This window comes from Vibrio sp. OY15 (assembly GCF_000742455.1).
Lineage (GTDB): Bacteria > Pseudomonadota > Gammaproteobacteria > Enterobacterales > Vibrionaceae > Vibrio > Vibrio alginolyticus.
Genome location: NZ_JPIL01000009.1, coordinates 433,271 through 452,754 on the forward strand (window position 1 = coordinate 433,271; position 19,484 = coordinate 452,754).

The 19,484-nt window shown below is 44.5% G+C and carries 11 protein-coding genes; 9 read left to right on the forward strand and 2 right to left on the reverse strand.

The window, feature by feature from the left end; genetic code table 11:
* The first annotated feature begins 532 nt into the window (after positions 1 to 532).
* The 3 genes from IJ23_RS12405 to IJ23_RS12415 are packed head-to-tail and all read left to right on the forward strand — an operon-like array spanning position 533 to position 8,073.
* Entirely contained in the window at positions 533 to 2,245 is a 1,713-nt protein-coding gene (locus tag IJ23_RS12405; RefSeq protein ID WP_033906401.1) for a hypothetical protein, read from the forward strand.
* 3 nt (positions 2,246 to 2,248) lie between these two features.
* The gene (locus tag IJ23_RS12410; protein ID WP_033906402.1) at positions 2,249 to 3,328 is read left to right on the forward strand and encodes a hypothetical protein; all 1,080 of its coding nucleotides are present in this window, start codon (positions 2,249 to 2,251) and stop codon (positions 3,326 to 3,328) included.
* Positions 3,328 to 8,073, forward strand: a complete 4,746-nt coding sequence (locus IJ23_RS12415; RefSeq protein ID WP_033906403.1) for an OmpA family protein — start codon at positions 3,328 to 3,330, stop codon at positions 8,071 to 8,073. The genes IJ23_RS12410 and IJ23_RS12415 overlap by 1 nt, the downstream gene beginning before the upstream one ends.
* Before the next feature lie 119 nt (positions 8,074 to 8,192).
* On the opposite strand, the gene IJ23_RS12420 is transcribed toward IJ23_RS12415, so the two are convergent.
* Together IJ23_RS12420 and tssH are read right to left on the reverse strand one after the other, a co-directional pair.
* Complete coding sequence (locus tag IJ23_RS12420) at positions 8,193 to 9,824, reverse strand: sigma-54-dependent Fis family transcriptional regulator (RefSeq protein ID WP_033906404.1); 1,632 nt, start codon at positions 9,822 to 9,824, stop codon at positions 8,193 to 8,195.
* Positions 9,811 to 12,489 carry a type VI secretion system ATPase TssH gene (gene tssH, locus IJ23_RS12425; RefSeq protein ID WP_033906560.1) on the reverse strand — a complete coding sequence of 893 codons (2,679 nt, stop codon included), beginning with the start codon at positions 12,487 to 12,489 and terminating at the stop codon, positions 9,811 to 9,813. Before tssH ends, IJ23_RS12420 begins: the two co-directional genes overlap by 14 nt.
* A 456-nt stretch (positions 12,490 to 12,945) precedes the next feature.
* Here tssH and IJ23_RS12430 point away from each other — a divergent pair, with 456 nt between their 5' ends.
* From IJ23_RS12430 to IJ23_RS12455, 6 genes are all read left to right on the forward strand, one after another.
* Positions 12,946 to 13,464, forward strand: a complete 519-nt coding sequence (locus IJ23_RS12430) for an Hcp family type VI secretion system effector (protein WP_005373415.1) — start codon at positions 12,946 to 12,948, stop codon at positions 13,462 to 13,464.
* 72 nt (positions 13,465 to 13,536) lie between these two features.
* Positions 13,537 to 15,615 carry a type VI secretion system Vgr family protein gene (gene tssI / locus IJ23_RS12435; protein WP_005373412.1) on the forward strand — a complete coding sequence of 693 codons (2,079 nt, stop codon included), beginning with the start codon at positions 13,537 to 13,539 and terminating at the stop codon, positions 15,613 to 15,615.
* A 2-nt stretch (positions 15,616 to 15,617) separates the two neighbouring features.
* Positions 15,618 to 16,100: a hypothetical protein gene (locus tag IJ23_RS12440; RefSeq protein ID WP_005373409.1), complete on the forward strand. Its 483-nt coding sequence runs from the start codon at positions 15,618 to 15,620 to the stop codon at positions 16,098 to 16,100.
* Between the two features lie 94 nt (positions 16,101 to 16,194).
* Positions 16,195 to 17,514, forward strand: a complete 1,320-nt coding sequence (locus IJ23_RS12445; RefSeq protein ID WP_005373407.1) for a hypothetical protein — start codon at positions 16,195 to 16,197, stop codon at positions 17,512 to 17,514.
* Positions 17,495 to 18,487, forward strand: a complete 993-nt coding sequence (locus IJ23_RS12450) for a DUF2169 family type VI secretion system accessory protein (protein WP_033906405.1) — start codon at positions 17,495 to 17,497, stop codon at positions 18,485 to 18,487. Before IJ23_RS12445 ends, IJ23_RS12450 begins: the two co-directional genes overlap by 20 nt.
* On the forward strand, positions 18,480 to 19,424 hold the full coding sequence (locus IJ23_RS12455) for a hypothetical protein (RefSeq protein WP_033906406.1): 945 nt from the start codon (positions 18,480 to 18,482) through the stop codon (positions 19,422 to 19,424). The genes IJ23_RS12450 and IJ23_RS12455 overlap by 8 nt, the downstream gene beginning before the upstream one ends.
* The last annotated feature ends 60 nt before the right edge of the window (positions 19,425 to 19,484 follow it).

A 19,484-nucleotide genomic window follows, 5' to 3' on the forward strand; every position in this document is an offset into this window, starting at 1 on the left:
TACGCTCGTTTCTATACTCTGAGTATAGTGTTCTGCATGAGGTCGATGGGTAATACCTCACCTCTTTAACTCGCGATGAAGCAAATTTAATCCTAGCAAGCTTCAGAGCAGTTACTTTTGTGAGTGCGTAATGCGCTCACCTTTTTATTTAAACTTCCTCAGTAACAGTCAATTTGTTGTTTGTTGCTGAGGAGGGCACCTCATAAACTTCTGAATTTCCTCGTGCTTACCTGAAGCGCACGTTACTACGATTTTTGTTAACTTCAGTCCATAAATTAAATTTTTTTAGATAGTACGATTTTACCATTTTGACAGAGTGCGTGATGTTACTGGCTTTTGTTGTGGTCAAATCGCATGTTTTGATAGCAAAAGTCACCATTTTTTTGGTGTTTTTGATTTCGGGCGATTTTTCTATCTCGTTGAAAATAAATGGCTAAGTAAGTAGGATACGCAGACCAAATCGTACTTGTAAGCCTTATCAGCTTAATTGTCACCGCAGCCATATTTACGATGTTGGTTGTGGAGAATTCAAATGCATTTAGTTTGCAAATTTATACCTAGCTCGAAGCTATCCTCCAACGAGCTATCTTATGTTCTTACACCGGACGAGTGTATAGGGCAGCTTTCGCGTTTGCGAAATTCAGATGACATCCTTAGAAACCTCCCTAAAGAGTTGGCGCAAAAGATTTCCATCTCTGCCAAAAAAACGACCAGCGCATTGCTAGCTGCTATAAGAATCGAATTGGGAAAAGGCAATTGGGTGTCATTATCTACCGTTGCTCGTCGGTCGCCATTGACGGACTCTCAGCTGCAAAGCTTCCCTAGACTTAAATCACTCGTTGACTCTGTATCTGCTTCGAATGAAAGCAAAGCTTTTAAAGCAGGATACAAGCAGGTTACCGACGATGTTGCTTTAGTTCGTAGTTACACGCATGTCCCCTCTGAGCCAAGTCTAGATCAAAAAATCGTTGTCGAGTTTGCAGGGCAGTGGTCTAGCAACGCGGCATGTTTGATGTTGGGAAAAACGGAAGCTCAAAAAGAAAAAGTGACTGTAGGCAAGGCTGATACAGAAAACAAACACCGCAGCCTCGCGACATTTAAAGATCTCGAAGCTGAGGGCAAAACGCTCTATATCAAAATCCCTTGCACTGATCAGCCTCAGCCAATTTTGCTTAAACTCGCCGAAGATATGCAACCCGTTGATAAAGAAATTCAAATGGATGAGTGGGATAACGTGTTGGTGCCTGTACTACCTATGCTAGAGGGCCCAAATGGACATGAGTTGGTTGCAGAAGGTTATTTCTATGTAATCTGGAATAACAAAGTTTGGCGAGAGGTTGAAGTTACACCAAAAGGCTACTTTGCTGATGTCGATTTAGAGTACTACAGAAATAATGATCCTGAATCCTCGATGAAAACACGACATGTCAACATTGATGGGGCCAACCTTGTACCAGACTACTATATTGGCGAAGAAGCATTTGAGATTTATCAATCCGGTCAGAAAGTGTATTCGGGACATCTAAGCCTTGATCAAGGTGCTAGGGTATTCCGCTTTGTAGATGAGGAAGTAGATGTTGTTTTTCCAGAATTAGATATTGATCCTATCACTGTTAAAACGGTGCTAAGCCCTTATAAAGCTGGCAAAGATGGTTTGCGTATTGCGCAAGGCGTTCCTCTACCGCATATTTGGGTGCCATACAAAGTCGCGGGAAAAGCACAAGAATGTTATATCCATTACTCCGAGTTGGCTTTGACAAACACGGAACTGTCTGAGCTAGAGAGTGATCCTGCTTCAATTGCTAAGTCTCTTTCAGAGTTGCAAATATACTCCTCATCCCAAAGCTTTAATAATGCGGGCGAGAATATTATTCCAGTTTCCGGTACCGCATCGACAGGCATCGGCAGTGGAGTCATCAACGAACACAAAGAGAGCAATATCGCGGGGCTTAAGTTGGCTCCAAGAGGCGCATTGCCTTCTATACGTTACCTTCACGAGCCTTTGACAGATCAGCCGGACGATTTCTTTGGGCTTCGTAACATAGAACAGGATTGGATTCACAAATCGTACTTTCGTTCAGCAATGAAAGATGACGATGGTTATATGACGCTTCGGTTCGCATTCCCGCCGGAAGAGGTCAAGAGCGTCGATATTGTTCGAGGTGTTCATTCGAGCCTCTCCACCGGTAGCCAACGTCTTGTCGTTGTAGAAGAAAATGTACCCATTTCAGAATTGCTAGGTTAAACCATGAAGAAAATACTATTACTGTTGCTTGCTGCTTTATCGATAGCGGGTTGTAAAGATGACGGCCGCACTTACATTGGTGAACACAACTATTACACCATGGAGCCAAGTGAGATCTTTAAATCTGACTCTGCGACATACCAACAACGTGACTTTCCTCGTTACTTTATCCATCGCGCCAAAGAATGGCCAAGGGAAGACTTAAATGACGCGAGCTCTTACGATTTGCCACGCGTTCAGTTTACTTGGGCCAACTTATCAAACGACTCAGGCTATGAGCCAGACCCTATGTATAATGAATACGAAGGACGAACCAAAATTTGGAGTATGAAGACTGATGGCACCGATTTACGTTTGGTGACCGATTTGCCATGGCTTGGCGATGGTGACATAACTGTTGATAAAACCAGTCGCTCGCCAAACAATCGTTACGTTGCAGTCGGTTTTGGTTTGACTAACTACCTTTTTGATATCAAAAACCAGAAGCTGATTAAGCTGCCACATGATATTGAAGGCCCTTCCGGATTTTTATGGGCGGAAGATAGCAGCTACGTTTATTACCGCACTGGTAAGGTTGGTCGTGTGGTTTATAAGTGGGATATTGCTAAAGGTGAGGCGGAAAAGACCGATCTTTACATCAGTGATACTGGCTTCATAAAGGACGGGAAAAGATATCAGGTAAATGATTTTGCTGCGCTTATTTACGATGCAAATACAAATCAAAAAGCAAAAGCAGTTTTTTGGGATAAGGACTTAGCGACGAATAAATCAAAAGCGGATTATAAAGCCATAAGTCCAGAAGGGGACATTGTCTGGGCGGCTAATCGCAACTATCACAATGTGTTTGTCGTCGACCTAGCGAAAGGTAAACAGATTAAGCGTGATGGGGCAATGCAATATGCCATCGGTTTAAATAATCGTTTTTCGCTAACAAATTACAACGCGATGCTGATGTCGGTGCAGAAAAACCATACTAAACAAGCGTGGAGCTGGTCTCCATTGGGTTATGGGCGCACGTTAGATCCTGCAATTGTGTATAACCTCTCCGCAAATCAAGGAAATTGGTTTAAGGAGGCGAACTAATGGCTTTTACGTTTGATAATGAAGTCTATCTGTTTGGAGCTTTCTTTAGTGCCGTAAAGAACGATGATGGTGTGGAAGTGTGGCCGGACTGGCATTCCCAGCCAGATCTCACTCAAGTAAATGAGCTAGAGGGTAAGATTCGTCCCATACCTTTGACTCCAGTGATGGTCAATGCCTTGTCGGGAGGTGAACCCGCACTGTGGGGCACCACCAGAGAGGGAAAATTGGTCGAGTTAGGTTTAGGCGAGCCACCACAAGCAATGGGTAAGCAACCTTTATCGGGAGAAAAGGTCGACTCTGAAAGTTCTGTACCGAGTGATGTCAACAATTACGAAGTACTCAAGTTGGGCAACCGACCGGAAGGGATCTGCAAAGGGAAAAGCTATGAATTAAGCTTTCCACCATTGCGTTTGTTGGCGCAGATGATTGCGCCGCTGAATGATCCAGAAAGTACTGGGGGCGCAAAAAATCTAGTAAGTCTTGCAGAAAACATTAAGCATTTTGCCCAGTACATTGATGATGGGACCAACAAAACAAACCAAACGGGTGTGAAGTTCCAACTTACTGAAATTGCAGTAAACCAACTTGCTCCTGCCTATGCTGGTGGTGACCTTTCGCCAGAACAACAAAGTTACAATGATTGGTTAGAGCGTCAGAAAAAAAGAAACAAACCCCTGAAAGGTTTTGTTGTGCCAAGAACGCACAGTTGTGCAGTGTTGTTCACTGATAATCTTTATCGTGGCGCGGAAGTTTCGCTAGTTAGACCGGTTAAGCAGCTCAAAGCGGGCGATTTAGAGAGCGCCGCAGAAGAAGTGATTAATGTGAAGGTAGTCGATACCAACGTTGCAAGATGGGCAATTGAAGTTGGTGAAAAAAACGTTTTACCAAGTGCATTGTTTAACCTTGACCCTAGCCAAGTTGAAGATGGTTTTTATTTGTTGCGCATCCAATTTTGGGAAACTGAATGGAAAGCACTCGATGAAACACGTAAAAAGTTACCTGAAAGTGTGTTGAAGGCCAATGCCACAAAGCAGTTTATGAAACACCCTAAAACTGATGTGGAGCAGAATGTATATACTTATGAGCTGCATGAAAAGCTGACGTTTATCGAGACAGCGGGCATTGGCAAAATGGCGTGCGTGTGTGGTGACATGATCACCTTAGAGGAAGCGCTCATCCAACAATTTCCTAATCAGTTGCCATCTTATTCAGACTACGCGACAAAGGGGTTAACCTATCAAACTAAGCAAAAGCCGGGCGTCGCACCGTTATCTTTGCATGCTGCGATCAACAAAACCTACGAATCGTTGAGCAGTGATTTTCTCTCCATTGACGGTGCTAAGCTTTTTGGCCCACCTGCGGATATGGCGAAAACCATCGGGCAGGCGCTATGGGAAAACAGTGAATCAGGGGCTTTACCTCCATTTCTGATGAGTGGTATCGCGTTACATTCGGCACTTGCCGCCACCAGTGGTGTTAAAAAGAGCGTCAGCCTTGCAAAGGTTTTTGCGCGTAAAGAGCTAACGCTGAAACAAGCACAAGCGTTAGTGTTTAGAAAGCATGTAATCGATATTCCTTATATCAAACGTGCTTTTAAAGCGGCAGGCCCAGAGTCAAAAATCATGCGTGGCGTTGGACGTTTAAGCAGTGATTTTTTGAGCGGAACAAATCGCGCGCTACCAGCAATTGGAGTTATCGCAAGTGGCAAGGAAGCGTTAGAGCAATATTCGGCGTTCTCTGAACAAATTAAAAATGCGAAAGAAGCGCAAGAAACTTTAAGCAAATACTCTGAAAACTATCTTTCTTCTTTAACGTTTGTTCGTCGCTTTGATAATCCAGAACATTGGCAAAAAAAGGCAGAAGCGGTGCAGGAAGCGCTTGGTAAAGAAGGGAATGCTCAGATCTTTGTTGATGGTCAAGGGGTCGTTGTTCGAATGAACTTCAAGTTTAACTCTGCTGAGTTTGAGAACGAAGTTCAAGTACTGCATATCGACTATATAGAAGTATGTAAAAAATTATGCCAGCTTTTATCCAAAAACCCTGATTACCAAGTTGCCATTATTGGCCATGCAGGGCCAATAGGAACGCATGAAAATAACTTAAAAATTTCCAGATTGCGTGCGGATGTCGTTAAAGAGGCCATCCTTGCCAAAGCAAGCGAAAAAGAACGAGCGAATCTAGAATCAAGGTTGTGGATTGAATTTAAGGGTAAGTCACAACTGATTGATGATATCGAAGGTTATGCCGACGTTAACGACCGATCAGATACTGCTGATATCGCTGTGAACCGACGTGTAGAGGTTAGGTTGATCATCCCTGACTTTGCGGTTTCCCTACCACCGAGCCGCTCGGGAACGATGGCATTAAATCGCGCGCATCAAATTTGGGAAGGGCATCAGCTTGCGGCAAAGGAAGCTCAAGATAAGTTGATTATTGCTGCCGTTGATGCAATGGCAAGTGTCGCAATCTGGACGCCTGCCGCACCAGTGGCTGCCTATTATTTTGCCGGTAAAGTGGGTGCAGATCTTTTGGGCGCTGCAACTGATTTCTATGGCGACCTTTTTGGTGATGCGACGTTTAAGGAGATCAAAGCTCAGTACAACAACAAAAGCATGCTAAAGACACTCAGTAGCATCAACAAAGAGCTTATCTCTCTGTACAAAGGGATAAGTCAAGACCTTCAACCTCAGGTCATTGATGCTGTTGGCTTAGCTGACTTTCTCAAAAAACAGGCGAATCATGATGAATTGTTGAAGCGCTTTTTGTTGCGCTCTTATGCTTTGAATTCATTGATTGAGTTACTAACGCTTCTCCGCGCTAAGTGGAGCCTGACGGGGGACTTTGATGATTTCATTGAGGATTATCGAGTTGACGAGTTTATTCAGCTGTATGTCATGAGTGATAACTGGGAAATTCCAGTCAATGATGGTAATACACTGGCCCTGAACTGGGTAAACCGCTTTAAAAAATCTGGTTTGTTCTCTAAATCAGATGCCAATAGCTCGTTACAATGGAGTTACGGTGAAAAAATAGGGGGGGCATTTAATACGGGATTCCCTGTACAAACACGTCTATTCTTGGACCGAAAATCAGATGAGTCCTTGCAAGAAAGAGCTTCTATCCGAGAAGGCCTAAAGGCATTTTGTCACGACTTCAACTTAGCTACAGTAGAACTTGGGCATGATGATATAGAGTTCAGCCGCTTGCTGGTTCAAGACGGTGCTAAATGGACGCCATATGTAGAGTGGGCATTTGCGCAGAATGGACGAAAGCTACGCCCACAAACTCGCGTGAAACTACAGGTGGTTTTAAAAGACAATGTCTCATCTAAGGCACTGTTTTTACAGGAGGTCGCTTATCGCGCCGCTGTTGTTGGTTTGGACTCTCATGGGCCAACCTTTGATGTGTTGTTTACAAAAATGGATGCTTCTCAATTCGAAGACCCTGATGAAGCGATTAAAGAACACTTTAAGAGTAAGCGTGTTGAGGAATTGCATGGTCTTGAATTTGAACCAACATATGAATTTGGTGAGTTTTTAATCCATGGCATCAAGCCGTTATGTCCAAATGTTAAAGTCATAGATGAGGTGAAAGCCTTCTTTACAGGTCAAAGCGTGTTTGAATATGTTCGAGACACTGGTGCTTTTGAGCAGATGAGATATGTCTTCTCACTAGGAGGACATGATTTGCTAGCGGGTAAGTTAGAGGGCTTGGGTACATATAAAAATTACACTCTAGATATTACTGAAGTTAACTTTGGTATCGATGGTCAAAGCCCTGCACAAGAAGCGAAAAACTTTAACGGTCGAACATTGGAAAAGACGAAACTCACAGACACTGACTTTTTAATCGAAGAGTTTGTCATGAGTGAGTCTGCATCATCCCGAGACACTACACCGAAGGTGATCGATGGCAACCTTATTATTTTGCCTGGTGTTGAAATTGACGGTGACCTTGCTTGGGGTGAAAGCAATGCGAATAAACTGATAAGCAACAAGTTTGATTGGTCGAAAGAGCAACGGTTCTCACTTTGTTTTGCGGTGTTAGGGGATGATCGTGCGAGTGACGATTACGATACAATGTTACTCAATGCCATTGAATGTGGGGTGAAACTGCAGATCAAAGATGGTCCAGTTAAACATGACGTGATGCATTATGCTGGAGTGGTCAACATTCGTTCTCGTCTTGTTACCGAGAAGTCAAATACTGGGTATCACGGAATAGAAACAAGAACCGTTTTTGATCTAGACCTTGACGATAGCGACGCTACTAAGCTTACAGGTCTGGAGCAAAGCGCCGTTCAATTTATTGATCAGAATGACGCTAATTTCTCCGGTTTATTAACTTCAAGCGAGAAAAAACACCTTTATATCGTTCGTTTTGATTACTCTTATGTGTCGCCTACAGGCAAATTAGTTAATGGTTTAAGACCTTTTGGTGATGTTTTAGATGGTAATGATCTAAAACCTATCAGACTCGAGTTGGCTTCATTTGAACAAATGGATACGAGTGAAGGTTATGAACTACCGAAGTTTGAGCTTCGAGTTCCTGCGGTGAAAGACTTCATGACGGGTAAGCCATGGATAGAAACGGTTGAAAAGGAAAAGCCGACAAGTGAGGCGAATCATTTGCACTGGAAAAACCTAGAGGTACAGAACGAGCAGAAACGATATGTTGAGAACTGGATAAAGAAACAAGCGTCTTCTCTTAATGCTCCGGAAATCGCTCTTTTACAGGCAAAATAACAAATAAAAAAACCGCCTTCGGGCGGTTTTTCTTTTCTTATCAATGCAAACCGAAGTAAGATTTTCTCGCTTCTCGCTTCTCGCTTCTCGCTTCTCGCTTCTCGCTTCTCGCTTCTCGCTTAACCAGCTGCAGAAATATCGTATTTCTTCATTTTATGGTTGAGTGTGCTCATTGGAAGTGCCAATTGCTCAGCTGCTTTCTTTGTGTGCCAATTGCAAGCATTTAAGCAATCGATGATCACTGTGCGCTCGTATTGGCTGACAACGTCCTTAAGGCTCTTTGAAACGTCTTCTAAATCCGCTTGTGCTTGCTGCTCGTAAGCAGGTTGCTCTGGGGTAGGTGAAGCTGCTTTCATGTCGATACTTGGTACATCTTCTGGGATTTGTTCGCCAAACTCAATGTGAGTAATGGTTTCAAAATCGGACAGTAGCACCGAGCGCTCAATGATGTTCTTAAGCTCACGCACGTTCCCTGGGTATTGGTAGGCAAGCAGCTGTTTACGTACGTTGGCACTTAACCCTGGCGCTTGCGGCAAACCTAGCGTGTTGGTGGTGTGTTGCACGAAATGTTCGGCAAGGGGAATAATGTCCGACTTACGGGCTCTCAGGGGCGGCAATGTAATCGGGAATACATTCAAGCGATAGAACAAGTCGGCACGGAATCCGCCATCTTTGATTTGCTGCATAAGGTTACAGTGTGTTGCCGCGATAACGCGAACGTCCACCTCAATCTCTTTGCTGGTACCGATAGGGCGAACTTTGCGTTCTTGTAGTACACGCAGTAACTTTGCCTGCAGTAGCATTGGCATATCGCCAATTTCATCTAGGAAAAGCGTGCCGCCGTTGGCTGCTTCAAACAAACCGACTTTGTCTTTGTCTGCGCCCGTAAATGAACCTTTCTTATGCCCAAAAAGCTCAGATTCCAATAACTGCTCTGGAATAGCCGCACAGTTCTGAACGATCAAAGGCTGTTCTGAACGATTAGAGTTTTCGTGAATGTATTTCGCGATCACTTCTTTACCAGCGCCCGTTTCACCACGCAACAGAACGTCGACAGGAAGAGATAGCACCTTATCAAGACGATTCAAGACATTGAGCATTTCTTCGCTCTCTGCAATAGGACCTTGATAGGCTTTCTGGGTACGTTTTTTGAGCTGAGTGTTCTCGCGCACTAGGGCTTGATTGTCGGCATTGAGATTTTTTATTACTTGCCCGTATTGCTCTAACCACACAGCTTGGCGAATATTACTCGCGGCCATACGACAAAACTCAGTCAATGCAGCTTCATTGTCGATAACACTTAAATCGAGTAAGACTAACAGTCCAATGGTTTTGCTTTCGCTATCAATCAAAGGCCAAGCCAATAAGTTCTCGCTTTTTAATCCCAGTGTCTGCTCAGTTTGATAGATGCTTTCGCAGTCATAGCCGTTGTACTTATACAACTCGTTAATCAACACCACTTCACCATTACGAATGGCAAAGTTAAATGGGTCGTTCTCACTGGCTGAGTCTAACTGTAATGCTTCCCAAGGGTGGGAAACAATCGTTTTATCGTTATGGTGAGCGGTACTTGGAATCAACGCCTGCCCAGTTTGGTCCAAAACGTAAATGATGCCGTGCTTTGCGAGGGTCATTTGTCTCGCAGCGGTCAACACAGCATCCAACGTTTGGGTAAGCTGGCTGCGATCAGCCAAAGACTGACTGATCGCAAGTAGGGCGTTACTAAGTTCGCTATGGTTAGCTGAACGCATAGGTTAGTGTTCCTTGCTCATCGACAGACACTTCGATTTGCGTATGTGAATCATCCTTGTCATGCACTAATAGCTGAGTCGATAGTTGCGGCAGCAACTGACGGTTGATGACCGCGTCGATGTTACGCGCGCCCGTTTCAGCAAGGCGACAGTTACCTAGTACGAACTCAACCAAGCTTTCTTCGTAGCTCAGAGACAATTTGTGATGGCTCTGTAGACGCTGAGAAACTTTGTTCAGCTTGTGGTGAATAATTTCTGTCATTGCTTCATCAGACAGCGGAACAAATGGTAGTACTGACATACGTGCCAACAGCGCCGGCTTGAAGTGTTGGTTCAAAGTAGGGCGAATAGCTTCTGCGATGATGTTTGCATCGATGTCTTTGGATTGATGAACCAAAGATTCGACCTCATGCGTCGCAAGGTTACTGGTCATGATGATCAGCGTGTTCTTGAAGTCGATTGTGCGGCCTTCGCCGTCGTTCAGCGTGCCTTTGTCGAACACTTGGTAGAACAGGTTCAACACTTCAGGGTCGGCTTTTTCCACTTCATCAAGAAGAACAACAGAATATGGACGTTGACGAACCGCTTCTGTCAGCATGCCGCCTTCACCGTAACCTACGTAACCCGGAGGTGAACCGATTAGGCGAGATACCGTGTGCTTCTCTTGGAACTCAGACATGTTAATGGTCGTCATAAAGCGCTCACCACCAAACATTTGATCAGCGATCGCACGAGCCGTTTCGGTTTTACCCACGCCACTTGGGCCAACCAGCAGGAATACGCCTGTTGGTGCGTCTGGGTTACCTAGACCAGCTTTCGCAGTTTGAATGCCTTCAGACAGTGCATCGATAGCGTATTCTTGGCCTTTGATGCTTTGTGTTAGGCTTTCTTTCAGTTTTAGCGTGGTTTCTGCTTCGTCTTGAAGCATCTTACCCATTGGAATACCAGTCCAGTCCGAGATCACATGGCTGACTTCATCTGGGCCCACTTCAAAGTGAACCAGTGGGTTGCCATTGCGGATTACATCTAGCTGCTCTTGGCAGGCCGAAATTGCAATGCGAACGGCTTCTTCGTCCATTTCTGTATATGGAGAAACGTCTTGCTCTTGTTCTGAATCTTCGTCTGCAACAAGCTCTTCTTCATTTGTTTCGCCAAAGACCAGTTCATGTAAGCGAGAGCGTAGAGCAATCATCTCTTGGATCTGCTCTTTTTCTTTGTGCCATTGCGCTTCTTGTTCTGCTAGCTCTTCTTTCGTTGTTTCCATTGCCAGTTTTAGGTCTGGAATGTTAGCAAGGCTGTGCTTGTCGCCAGTTTGCTGCAGAGCATCACGCTCAAGTGCTTCAAGCTCGCGCTGTTGAGCTGCAAGTTCTTGTTGCAGAGTCTCAACAGAAGCAGGAATGGCATTAAGGCTGATGTTCACTCGAGCACACGCCGTATCTAGTACATCGATCGCTTTGTCTGGCAGTTGACGACCAGAGATGTAACGAGCAGAAAGTGCTGCCGCAGCAGTGATAGCATCGTCACGCACGTAAACGTTGTGTGACTTCTCGTATGCTGGGCGCAGACCACGAATGATCAATGCTGCTTGCTCAGGAGACGGTTCGTCGAGTTTCACCAATTGGAAACGACGTGCAAGGGCAGGATCTTTCTCGAAGTACTTCTTGTATTCCGACCATGTTGTTGCGGCGATGGTTTTCACTTCACCACGCGCTAGGGCTGGTTTTAGCAAGTTTGCCGCGTCGCTGCCGCCCGCTTGGTTACCACCGCCAACAAGGGTGTGTGCTTCATCGATGAAAAGAATGATAGGGGTTGGCGAGTTTTTCACTTCATCCAATACCGCGTTTAGGCGTTTTTCGAATTCACCTTTTACGCTTGCACCAGCTTGCAGAAGACCCATATCTAGCCCGTAAAGCTCAACACCTTTGAGGTTGTCTGGTACGTCACCTTGTACAATCTTAAGTGCCAAGCCTTCTACTACTGCGGTTTTACCAACGCCCGGTTCACCAACAGCAATAGGGTTGTTTTTACGGCGACGAGCAAGAATGTCCACGATTTGGCGGATTTCTTGGTCGCGGCAGAAAACAGGATCGATTTCGCCTTTGCGTGCTTTACCAGTGAAGTCTGTTGTGAACTTGCTCAGTGCTGAGCCATCCTCACGAGCTTGTGTTTTCTCTGAAGTAGCAACTTGCGCCTCAATAGATTGGCTTGTTAGCTCTGCAAAGTTACGCTTAAGGCTGTCAGGGTTTACCGATTCAAGGATAGAGGCGTAACCATGTTGGCCGTAACGGAGAGGGTTGCTAACAAGAGTAAGGAGTAGGGCACCAGAGCGGATTTGTGTTTCGGATAGATCTAAAGAAGAAACCAGCCAGCTTTCTTGTAACCATTCGATTAATAACGCAGAAAAAACAGGTTTGCTGCCATTTCCTTTGGCGTTGGTGTCGAGTGTGGATCGAACCGATTGTCTTAATAAGTTCTCAGAACAATCAAAATGACTTAATAAGACGTCAAAATCACTATTTGGCCTTTCTAATAGACTCAGTAAATAATGCTCAATTTGAACTTCGTTTGCTTTTTCAGAGACTGCAAGTGCAGCGGCGTCTTCTAATGCTACTTTTGCAATCGGGTGTAGACGCTGAATTAATGAAGAAAGGTTTATATTTATCATAGCCATTTTATTCTTTAGAGGAAAAGAGGTAGCGGCTATTATACTAAAAGTAATTGCGTTCTTTTTTTATCAAGATATTTTGACTATCGTTTGTTGGTTATTTTTAATGATTATTGTGACATTAATGTTTGTGGTTATTTTAATGGCGTTGTTATTCTAAATTAATTGATAGTAAAAGTGTCGGATTTATTAGTTTTAATGACTTTATTTACACGGTTTTATATGGTTATTTTCACTTTTTAAAGTTAGAACAATTTATTATTATCTTAATCCAACTTTTTGGTTTTTTATCCAATAAATTGTACTCAATATATTAGTGAACAATGTCTGGAATTGCTTAAGTTGTTGTTTTTGTTTGATTTTTAAAGTTGGCACGGACTTTGATTATACCAACTAGTCGCGGTGATAAGCGATTTGGTGATTTAAACAAAACAGATTTTAGAAAAGGAAATAGCGATGCCAACTCCAGCATATATGTCTATCCAAGGTGAGACTCAAGGCCATATTACTAAAGATACTTACTCTGCAGATTCAGTAGGTAACACATGGCAAGAAGCTCACGTTGATGAGTTCCTAGTACAAGAACTTGATCACGTGCTAACTGTTCCACGTGATCCACAAAGTGGTCAGCCAACTGGTCAACGTGTACACCGTCCACTTGTTGTAACTAAAGTTCAAGATCGCTCATCTCCACTACTATTCAACGCACTAGTATCTGGCGAAAAACTTCCTGAGTGTGTGATCCGCTTCTACCGCACTTCAGTTCAAGGTAAACAAGAGCACTACTACTCAATCAAATTGATTGATGCGCTACTTGTCGATATCCAAACTCGTATGAACCACTGTCAAGACGCAGCAACAGCTGACCGCGTGACAGAAGAAGTGCTTAAGTTCACTTACCGTGCGATCGAAGTAACTCACGAAAACTGTGGTACTGCGGGTAACGACGACTGGCGTGCTCCACGCGAAGCTTAATTGCTCGTCGCGTAAAGATTCAGGGCCAACGATTGTTGGCCCTAATTCGATTATTTGTATCAGGTAAAAGATATGGTGAATGACGTAGAATTTAAATTTGAAGTGCCTGGATGTGGGCATGAATTTCGGGTTGAGAGCTTTCATGTTCATGAAGAGTTATCTAAGCCTTTCCACATCAATCTCTCATTACTTTCACTTGATCCAGATATCTCGTTCGATGAGTTAATACGTAAAGCAGGAACATTGACACTTTACGGACAAGGTGTTGGGGCTGCGCGTGTGTTCAACGGAGTGGTGAATGAAGTTCGTTACTTAGGGACTGGGCGTCGTTTTTCTCGTTATCAATTAGTCTTGGTTCCTCAAGCTTGGTTCTTATCTCAGCGCCAAGATTGTCGTATTTTCCAGCAAAAGTCAGCGCAAGACATCATCACAGAAGTACTCGATGATGGGGCAGTCACCGATTACCGATTTGAAGTGTCGGGTACTTATCCTCCAAAAGAATACGTTCTGCAATACCGTGAGTCTGACTTGCACTTCGTGCAGCGTATGATGGCTGAACACGGTATGTGGTATTACTTTGACCATAGCGATTCAAATCATACGATGGTCATTGTCGACAGTAATGACGCGATTGCACCTTTGATAAGCTCGCCACTAAATGCTTCTTACATTGGGCCGATTGTTTATCATGCCGATGGTGGCGGTGTTGCCGATCGCGAACATATCTCTGATCTCGAGTTAGTTAACCGCGTTAGAACAGGACAGGTTACGTACACAGATTACAACTACGAACACCCTAAAATTCCACAAGAGATGACACAGGCTGGCGAGCTAGACCAAGATCTCAAGCAGTTTGATTATCCTGGACGATACGTTGACCCGCTGATGGGTCAGGTGAGAACCACGGAGTGGATGTCGGAACACATAGTCGATAATCAACAAGTGGAAGCAACGAGTGACGTAATGCGCTTAGCATCTGGTTACAGCTTTAACGTCAGTGACCACCCGCGTTCTGAGATTAACCGCGATTACCTTATGTTGTCTGTAATGCACACAGGTCAAGATCCGCAAGTGCATGAAGATGAAGCGAGTGGTATGCCAACCACTTACTACAACCAGTTCTCATGTATTCCACGTGATGTGGTGTTTAAAGCGCCTAAACTAGCAGCACCAGTGGTTGATGGCCCTCAAACGGCGGTTGTTGTAGGACCAGAAGGTGAAGAGATTTACACCGACAAGCTTGGTCGAGTGAAAGTACAGTTCCATTGGGATCGCTACGGTGATAACAACGAGCATTCAAGCTGTTGGATTCGTGTAAGCCAATCCATGGCGGCGCCAACATGGGGCGCAGTTTATTTGCCGCGTATTGGCCACGAAGTCGTAGTAACTTTCCTTGAGGGGGATCCAGATCGTCCGTTAGTTACGGGCGCAGTTTACAACGGTTTGCATTTCCCACCTTACTCTTTGCCAGAAAACAAAACTCGTACCACGTTCCGCACGCAAACGCACAAAGGAACAGGTTACAACGAGTTGAGTTTTGAAGACGAAGCGAACCAAGAAGAAGTCTATATTCACGCTCAAAAAGACATGTCGACCAAGGTGCTCAACAACCGTTACCGTGATATCGGTCAAGATGAATTCTTGAAGGTTGCACGTCACCAAACGAATGAAGTTCATGGTGACCATAAAGAAACCATTCATGGGCATAAAACGACACAGGTAAACAGTACGTTTACCGAGACAGTCGAGCAAGACGTTACCGTCACATACAACGCGAACGAAGCCCAGTATGTGAAAAACAATTCTGACTTAGAAATTGGTGATAACCGTACGACTAAGATCGGTAAAAATGATGACTTAGATATAGGCGAAAACAGTAACCTTACTATCGGTGCGTCTAAGAGTTCAGATATTGGTGCGGATGATAACCAGACGGTTGGTGGCAACTTAACGGTATCAGTGAAAGGGAACACCGCTTATAAAGCTGATGGTGCAACGCAAATTATCAGTGGCGACAAGATTGTATTGAAAACGGGTGGCTCCTCTTTAGTGATGAACAGTGATGGTTCAATAAAGTTATCAGGCTCGGCTATTACGATCGAAGGCAGTGACAAAGTCGTCGTGAAAGGTGGCAACGTAGTGGTTAACTAACAATGGAAAAACAACCTCTTACAACAGAAGTAATATCAGAGCAGCAAGCCGAATCAACGGCTTGCTTTTCGCGTTTTGGAAGAATAGTGGCTATCAATGAGTCTATGGGCAGTGTGCGAGTTGATTTTGATGGTAACCCATTTAAGCAGCCACTCACTGCGAGACTAGGACGTGGCTTTCGTCGTTCTGAACTGCAAATGGCTATCGATAATCGATTAAGTTGTCGAGTTGAGTTTTTGAACGACGACTTAAGCTTGCCTCTTGTGACGGACATTCTCTTCTCCATTCTGGATGACTCTGACGAGTTTGTATTGCGAGCGAAGAAGATGGTTATCGAGACAGAACAAGAGTTGGTAGTCAAAAGTGGTGAGACAGAAACTCGCTATAGCGGGCGCGATGGACGAATTACCACTAAAGCAAAGTATGTCACTTCTCAAGCAGAAAAAGCACAAAAAATTCAAGGCGGAACGATCGCAATTAACTAATTACCTAGCATTAGCTAATTTACGTCGAGTTAGCTAATTACTTTGTATTAACTAATTGCAATCGCGTTATGGCACGCTAATAACGGATAACTAGATGCGACAAAGAATCGGTGTTGAGCACCTAAAGGCACCCATAACCAATCAAGAAGTCGAAGGTGCGTTAGCAAAAGCTGAGCGCGCTGTGAATGACCTTTCCCAGTTGCCAGTAACATGGCTGGATTTCTGTAATGAAAAGCTGTCCATTGCTTCTGAAAGTATCGGGTTTTTAATCAGGCAGCGAGTTCAAATTCACAAAAGGGGTTATCCAAGTCGTGAGTTGGAGTATCTCAAACTTATTGAACGTCAAATTGAAGAGCTCAAGCAGGTCTACTTGTCGTTTTATCGATTAGCACCGGGCTTGATTCATCAATTAAGAGGCCAAGAGCCAGAAATCTACAGCTGGCTGATGCTGCAGGGCGAGTTGGGCTCAGAGTTGGATAACCTTTTGTGCGGCTTGATTTTACTCGAAGATATTGACGCTAAAACCGCAATGGTCATTGCCGTACAATCTCCGGTTGAATCTATGGATAGCACGCTTTCGGAGCTTATTGAGGGTAATGCGACATCCAGTGCGTTTTACTTTGAATGCTTACGTGTACGTCAAACATTAAGTGTTTCTCTCATCAAGCGCTGGCACAAAGCCAGCATCATTAGCTCTCATGTTGCTTTGCCACTGCTCGCTTTACAAGACGTGAAAGAGGGGATTGATTGGCTCAATGACAATGCAGGCAGCGAACAATATCTATTTGAACGTTTGATTACCAAACGTGACAGAGGCACTTGGTTCCGTCAGTGCTTTGGCATCGAACCAAATGGATTACCATCAGCGCAAGTGCTCACTTATGCCAAGTTGCTTGAGTTAAAAGAGTTTGAGGCGTTTGATATCTCTTCTTCATTAGCACCTGTTGATTTTGCGCTGAGTGGTGATTGGAAACTGGTGCCCCAAATCATCGAGCACTTGGAAAGTCTGGAGGAAGCTGAAGGTGAAATTTGGCTTCATGCCTTGTATGTCGTCTACGGAAAGCTTCTTCCTCTGACTCCCCAAGATGTTGGTGTCGAGTATGAATGGGAAGAGATCGTCGATCTGCTCAATGAGTGGGTGGAAGATGAAAAATATATCCAAAATCTACCAAGCCGCTTGGGTTACGCATTGAGCTTCGAGTCTACGTTAGCTGCGATGCAAGATTCTAACGTTGATGTGCTGTTCCGCGACTGGCTATGGCGCCAAATCTGTATTCAATCCAGAGCCTACGTGCCTTGGGATATGGCAATGCCGATTCATCAACAAGACTGGAACTTTAACAATTTAAAGGCCGCACCTTCTGCGAGCGAACGATTCAACTTAAGGAATAGCAATGCAGTTATGGGATATTGAGGCGCACCCTGAGCTATCACTTAAAGGTCGTTTTCAACGTGACGAAAACGGCGATGAAGTGTGGGTTGTGGTCGCTAAACGTACTTGGCAATTCGATGGTGTGGTTTGGCACGAATTAGGTGAAAGTGAAATCTTTGATGATCCCCAATATTTGGGCGAAGAAGGTTTCTCTGCGATGAAAGTTGACCACGAGTTTGCGTATACCAAAGACAATACAGATGTGCTTGTTTACGGCAAAGCGCGCAGCTACGCGAAAAAGCCAGTGACATACCAAGAGTGTCGTGTGTTGATTGATGGTCATATCGATAAGACTCTCGCTATTCACGGGGATCGCGTATGGGTTGAGCATGCTGGCAGTATCACGCTGAGCAATCCAGTCCCATTTATTGAAAAAGACATTGATTACACTTGCGCGGTAGGCGGTGATTTACGTAACCGAATAGGTGGTGGGGTTGCCGACTCCAACAAAGAATTGCTTGAACAGAAAGTGCCCTCGATTTTTTATCCCCGAGAGGACTGGAGTGCCGCCGCGAAAAAACTACGCGTTGCGGGGTTCGGGCCAGTGCCTCCGTTCTTTGAGGCGCGCCAGAAGCTGGCCGGCACGTTCGATGACGATTGGATTGAGAATCGCAAGCCAATGTTGCCACTCGATTTTGATAAGCGGTTCTTCCAAAGCGCGCCTATTGATCAACAGTGCAAAGGCTTTCTTCGTGGGGGGGAGCGTTTGATGATGAGTGGTTTTTGTCATGATGACACGCTTTCATTTCGAATTCCTAAAGAAAAATACCGTGCGATCGCGACGTTTAAAGGTCAAAGTTATCAAGCTGATATGGCGATGTACACCTTATTCGTTGATGCGGAAAAGAAAACTATATCAATCAGTTACACGGCTGCGTTTCCTTGTCAGGGCAAGGAGCATTTGTTGGTGTCGACATCGATCACTAAGTTGGAAGAGGTAAGCGAGCATGCATAATTCAACAGGCCGTTACGTGCTAGGGATGGAAGTGATGACGCCAACCGGTATGAATTTAGATATTGCTAGTGCAGTTTCGTATGCTGATTTAGGAAGATTCGACCAATGTGTAGGGGATGATGGTATCGAGCGTTTTACTTACGCCAAAATCGAATACACCAAAGAAAGTGAGCAGTTTGAGAAAACGTGTGAGTTAATCACCCACTTGCTTGATTCATTGTTAGCACAGTTACCACGTTCATTGAGACCAATACCTTTGCTTATAGCTGTGCCTGCGTCTGTTTCACTAGTAAAGGTGCAAGAATGGCTTGGTGAAAGTAACTATGCTGAATTTCTCTCTGTGGTGAATGCTGTTCATGCCAGTGGGCCCAGTTTCGTTCTCCAGGCCATGAAATCATTGGATAAATATGATGCTATGATGTGTATCAGTGTCGATTCCTTGGTGAGTTCGATGCAAACACTCATCGACGATGCGATGGTAATGAGTACCAATAATCCATGGGGCGTTATTCCGAGCGAGGGTGGGGCGGGTTTAATTCTTTGTCGAAAAAACACCGTAGAAACATTGAAACTTAAGCCTCAAGCGCAGCTTGGCTACATTGATACGGAATTAAACACTTCAGACCGAAGAGGCATGTTTCGACTTGTTCAACGTGCGAGTAAAAAGCTCGATTCATTTGGTGAAGTGTATTCCGATATGACGAACCTGCGCATGCATTCGGAAGATTACGGCTTTGCTCTGGGGGCGAAAGCAGAACGATTCACGAACCCAGAACAACCGCAGCTTATCAATGAGTTGTGGGGCACAATGGGTAGTTGTTCTTCTCTCGCTTTAATTGCCTTTGCGGTCAGAGAGCACCACTTTAAGCAACCAACTACATTGTTAATGTTCGACTTTCATGGTGACAAAGGAGTTCTCCAATTACTGCAATGTTAGTGGGCACTCATCGATCAAATGGCAATGAAAATATACTCATATTATTAGGTTGAAGTTTGT

What these genes read in the sequence shown, in the direction of transcription:
- IJ23_RS12405 (WP_033906401.1), top strand. Translation starts at nt 533, where the DNA reads ATGCATTTAGTTTGCAAATTTATACCTAGCTCGAAGCTATCCTCCAAC.
- IJ23_RS12410 (WP_033906402.1), top strand. Translation starts at nt 2,249, where the DNA reads ATGAAGAAAATACTATTACTGTTGCTTGCTGCTTTATCGATAGCGGGT.
- IJ23_RS12415 (WP_033906403.1), top strand. Translation starts at nt 3,328, where the DNA reads ATGGCTTTTACGTTTGATAATGAAGTCTATCTGTTTGGAGCTTTCTTT.
- IJ23_RS12420 (WP_033906404.1), bottom strand. Translation starts at nt 9,824, where the DNA reads ATGCGTTCAGCTAACCATAGCGAACTTAGTAACGCCCTACTTGCGATC.
- tssH (WP_033906560.1), bottom strand. Translation starts at nt 12,489, where the DNA reads ATGATAAATATAAACCTTTCTTCATTAATTCAGCGTCTACACCCGATT.
- IJ23_RS12430 (WP_005373415.1), top strand. Translation starts at nt 12,946, where the DNA reads ATGCCAACTCCAGCATATATGTCTATCCAAGGTGAGACTCAAGGCCAT.
- tssI (WP_005373412.1), top strand. Translation starts at nt 13,537, where the DNA reads ATGGTGAATGACGTAGAATTTAAATTTGAAGTGCCTGGATGTGGGCAT.
- IJ23_RS12440 (WP_005373409.1), top strand. Translation starts at nt 15,618, where the DNA reads ATGGAAAAACAACCTCTTACAACAGAAGTAATATCAGAGCAGCAAGCC.
- IJ23_RS12445 (WP_005373407.1), top strand. Translation starts at nt 16,195, where the DNA reads ATGCGACAAAGAATCGGTGTTGAGCACCTAAAGGCACCCATAACCAAT.
- IJ23_RS12450 (WP_033906405.1), top strand. Translation starts at nt 17,495, where the DNA reads ATGCAGTTATGGGATATTGAGGCGCACCCTGAGCTATCACTTAAAGGT.
- IJ23_RS12455 (WP_033906406.1), top strand. Translation starts at nt 18,480, where the DNA reads ATGCATAATTCAACAGGCCGTTACGTGCTAGGGATGGAAGTGATGACG.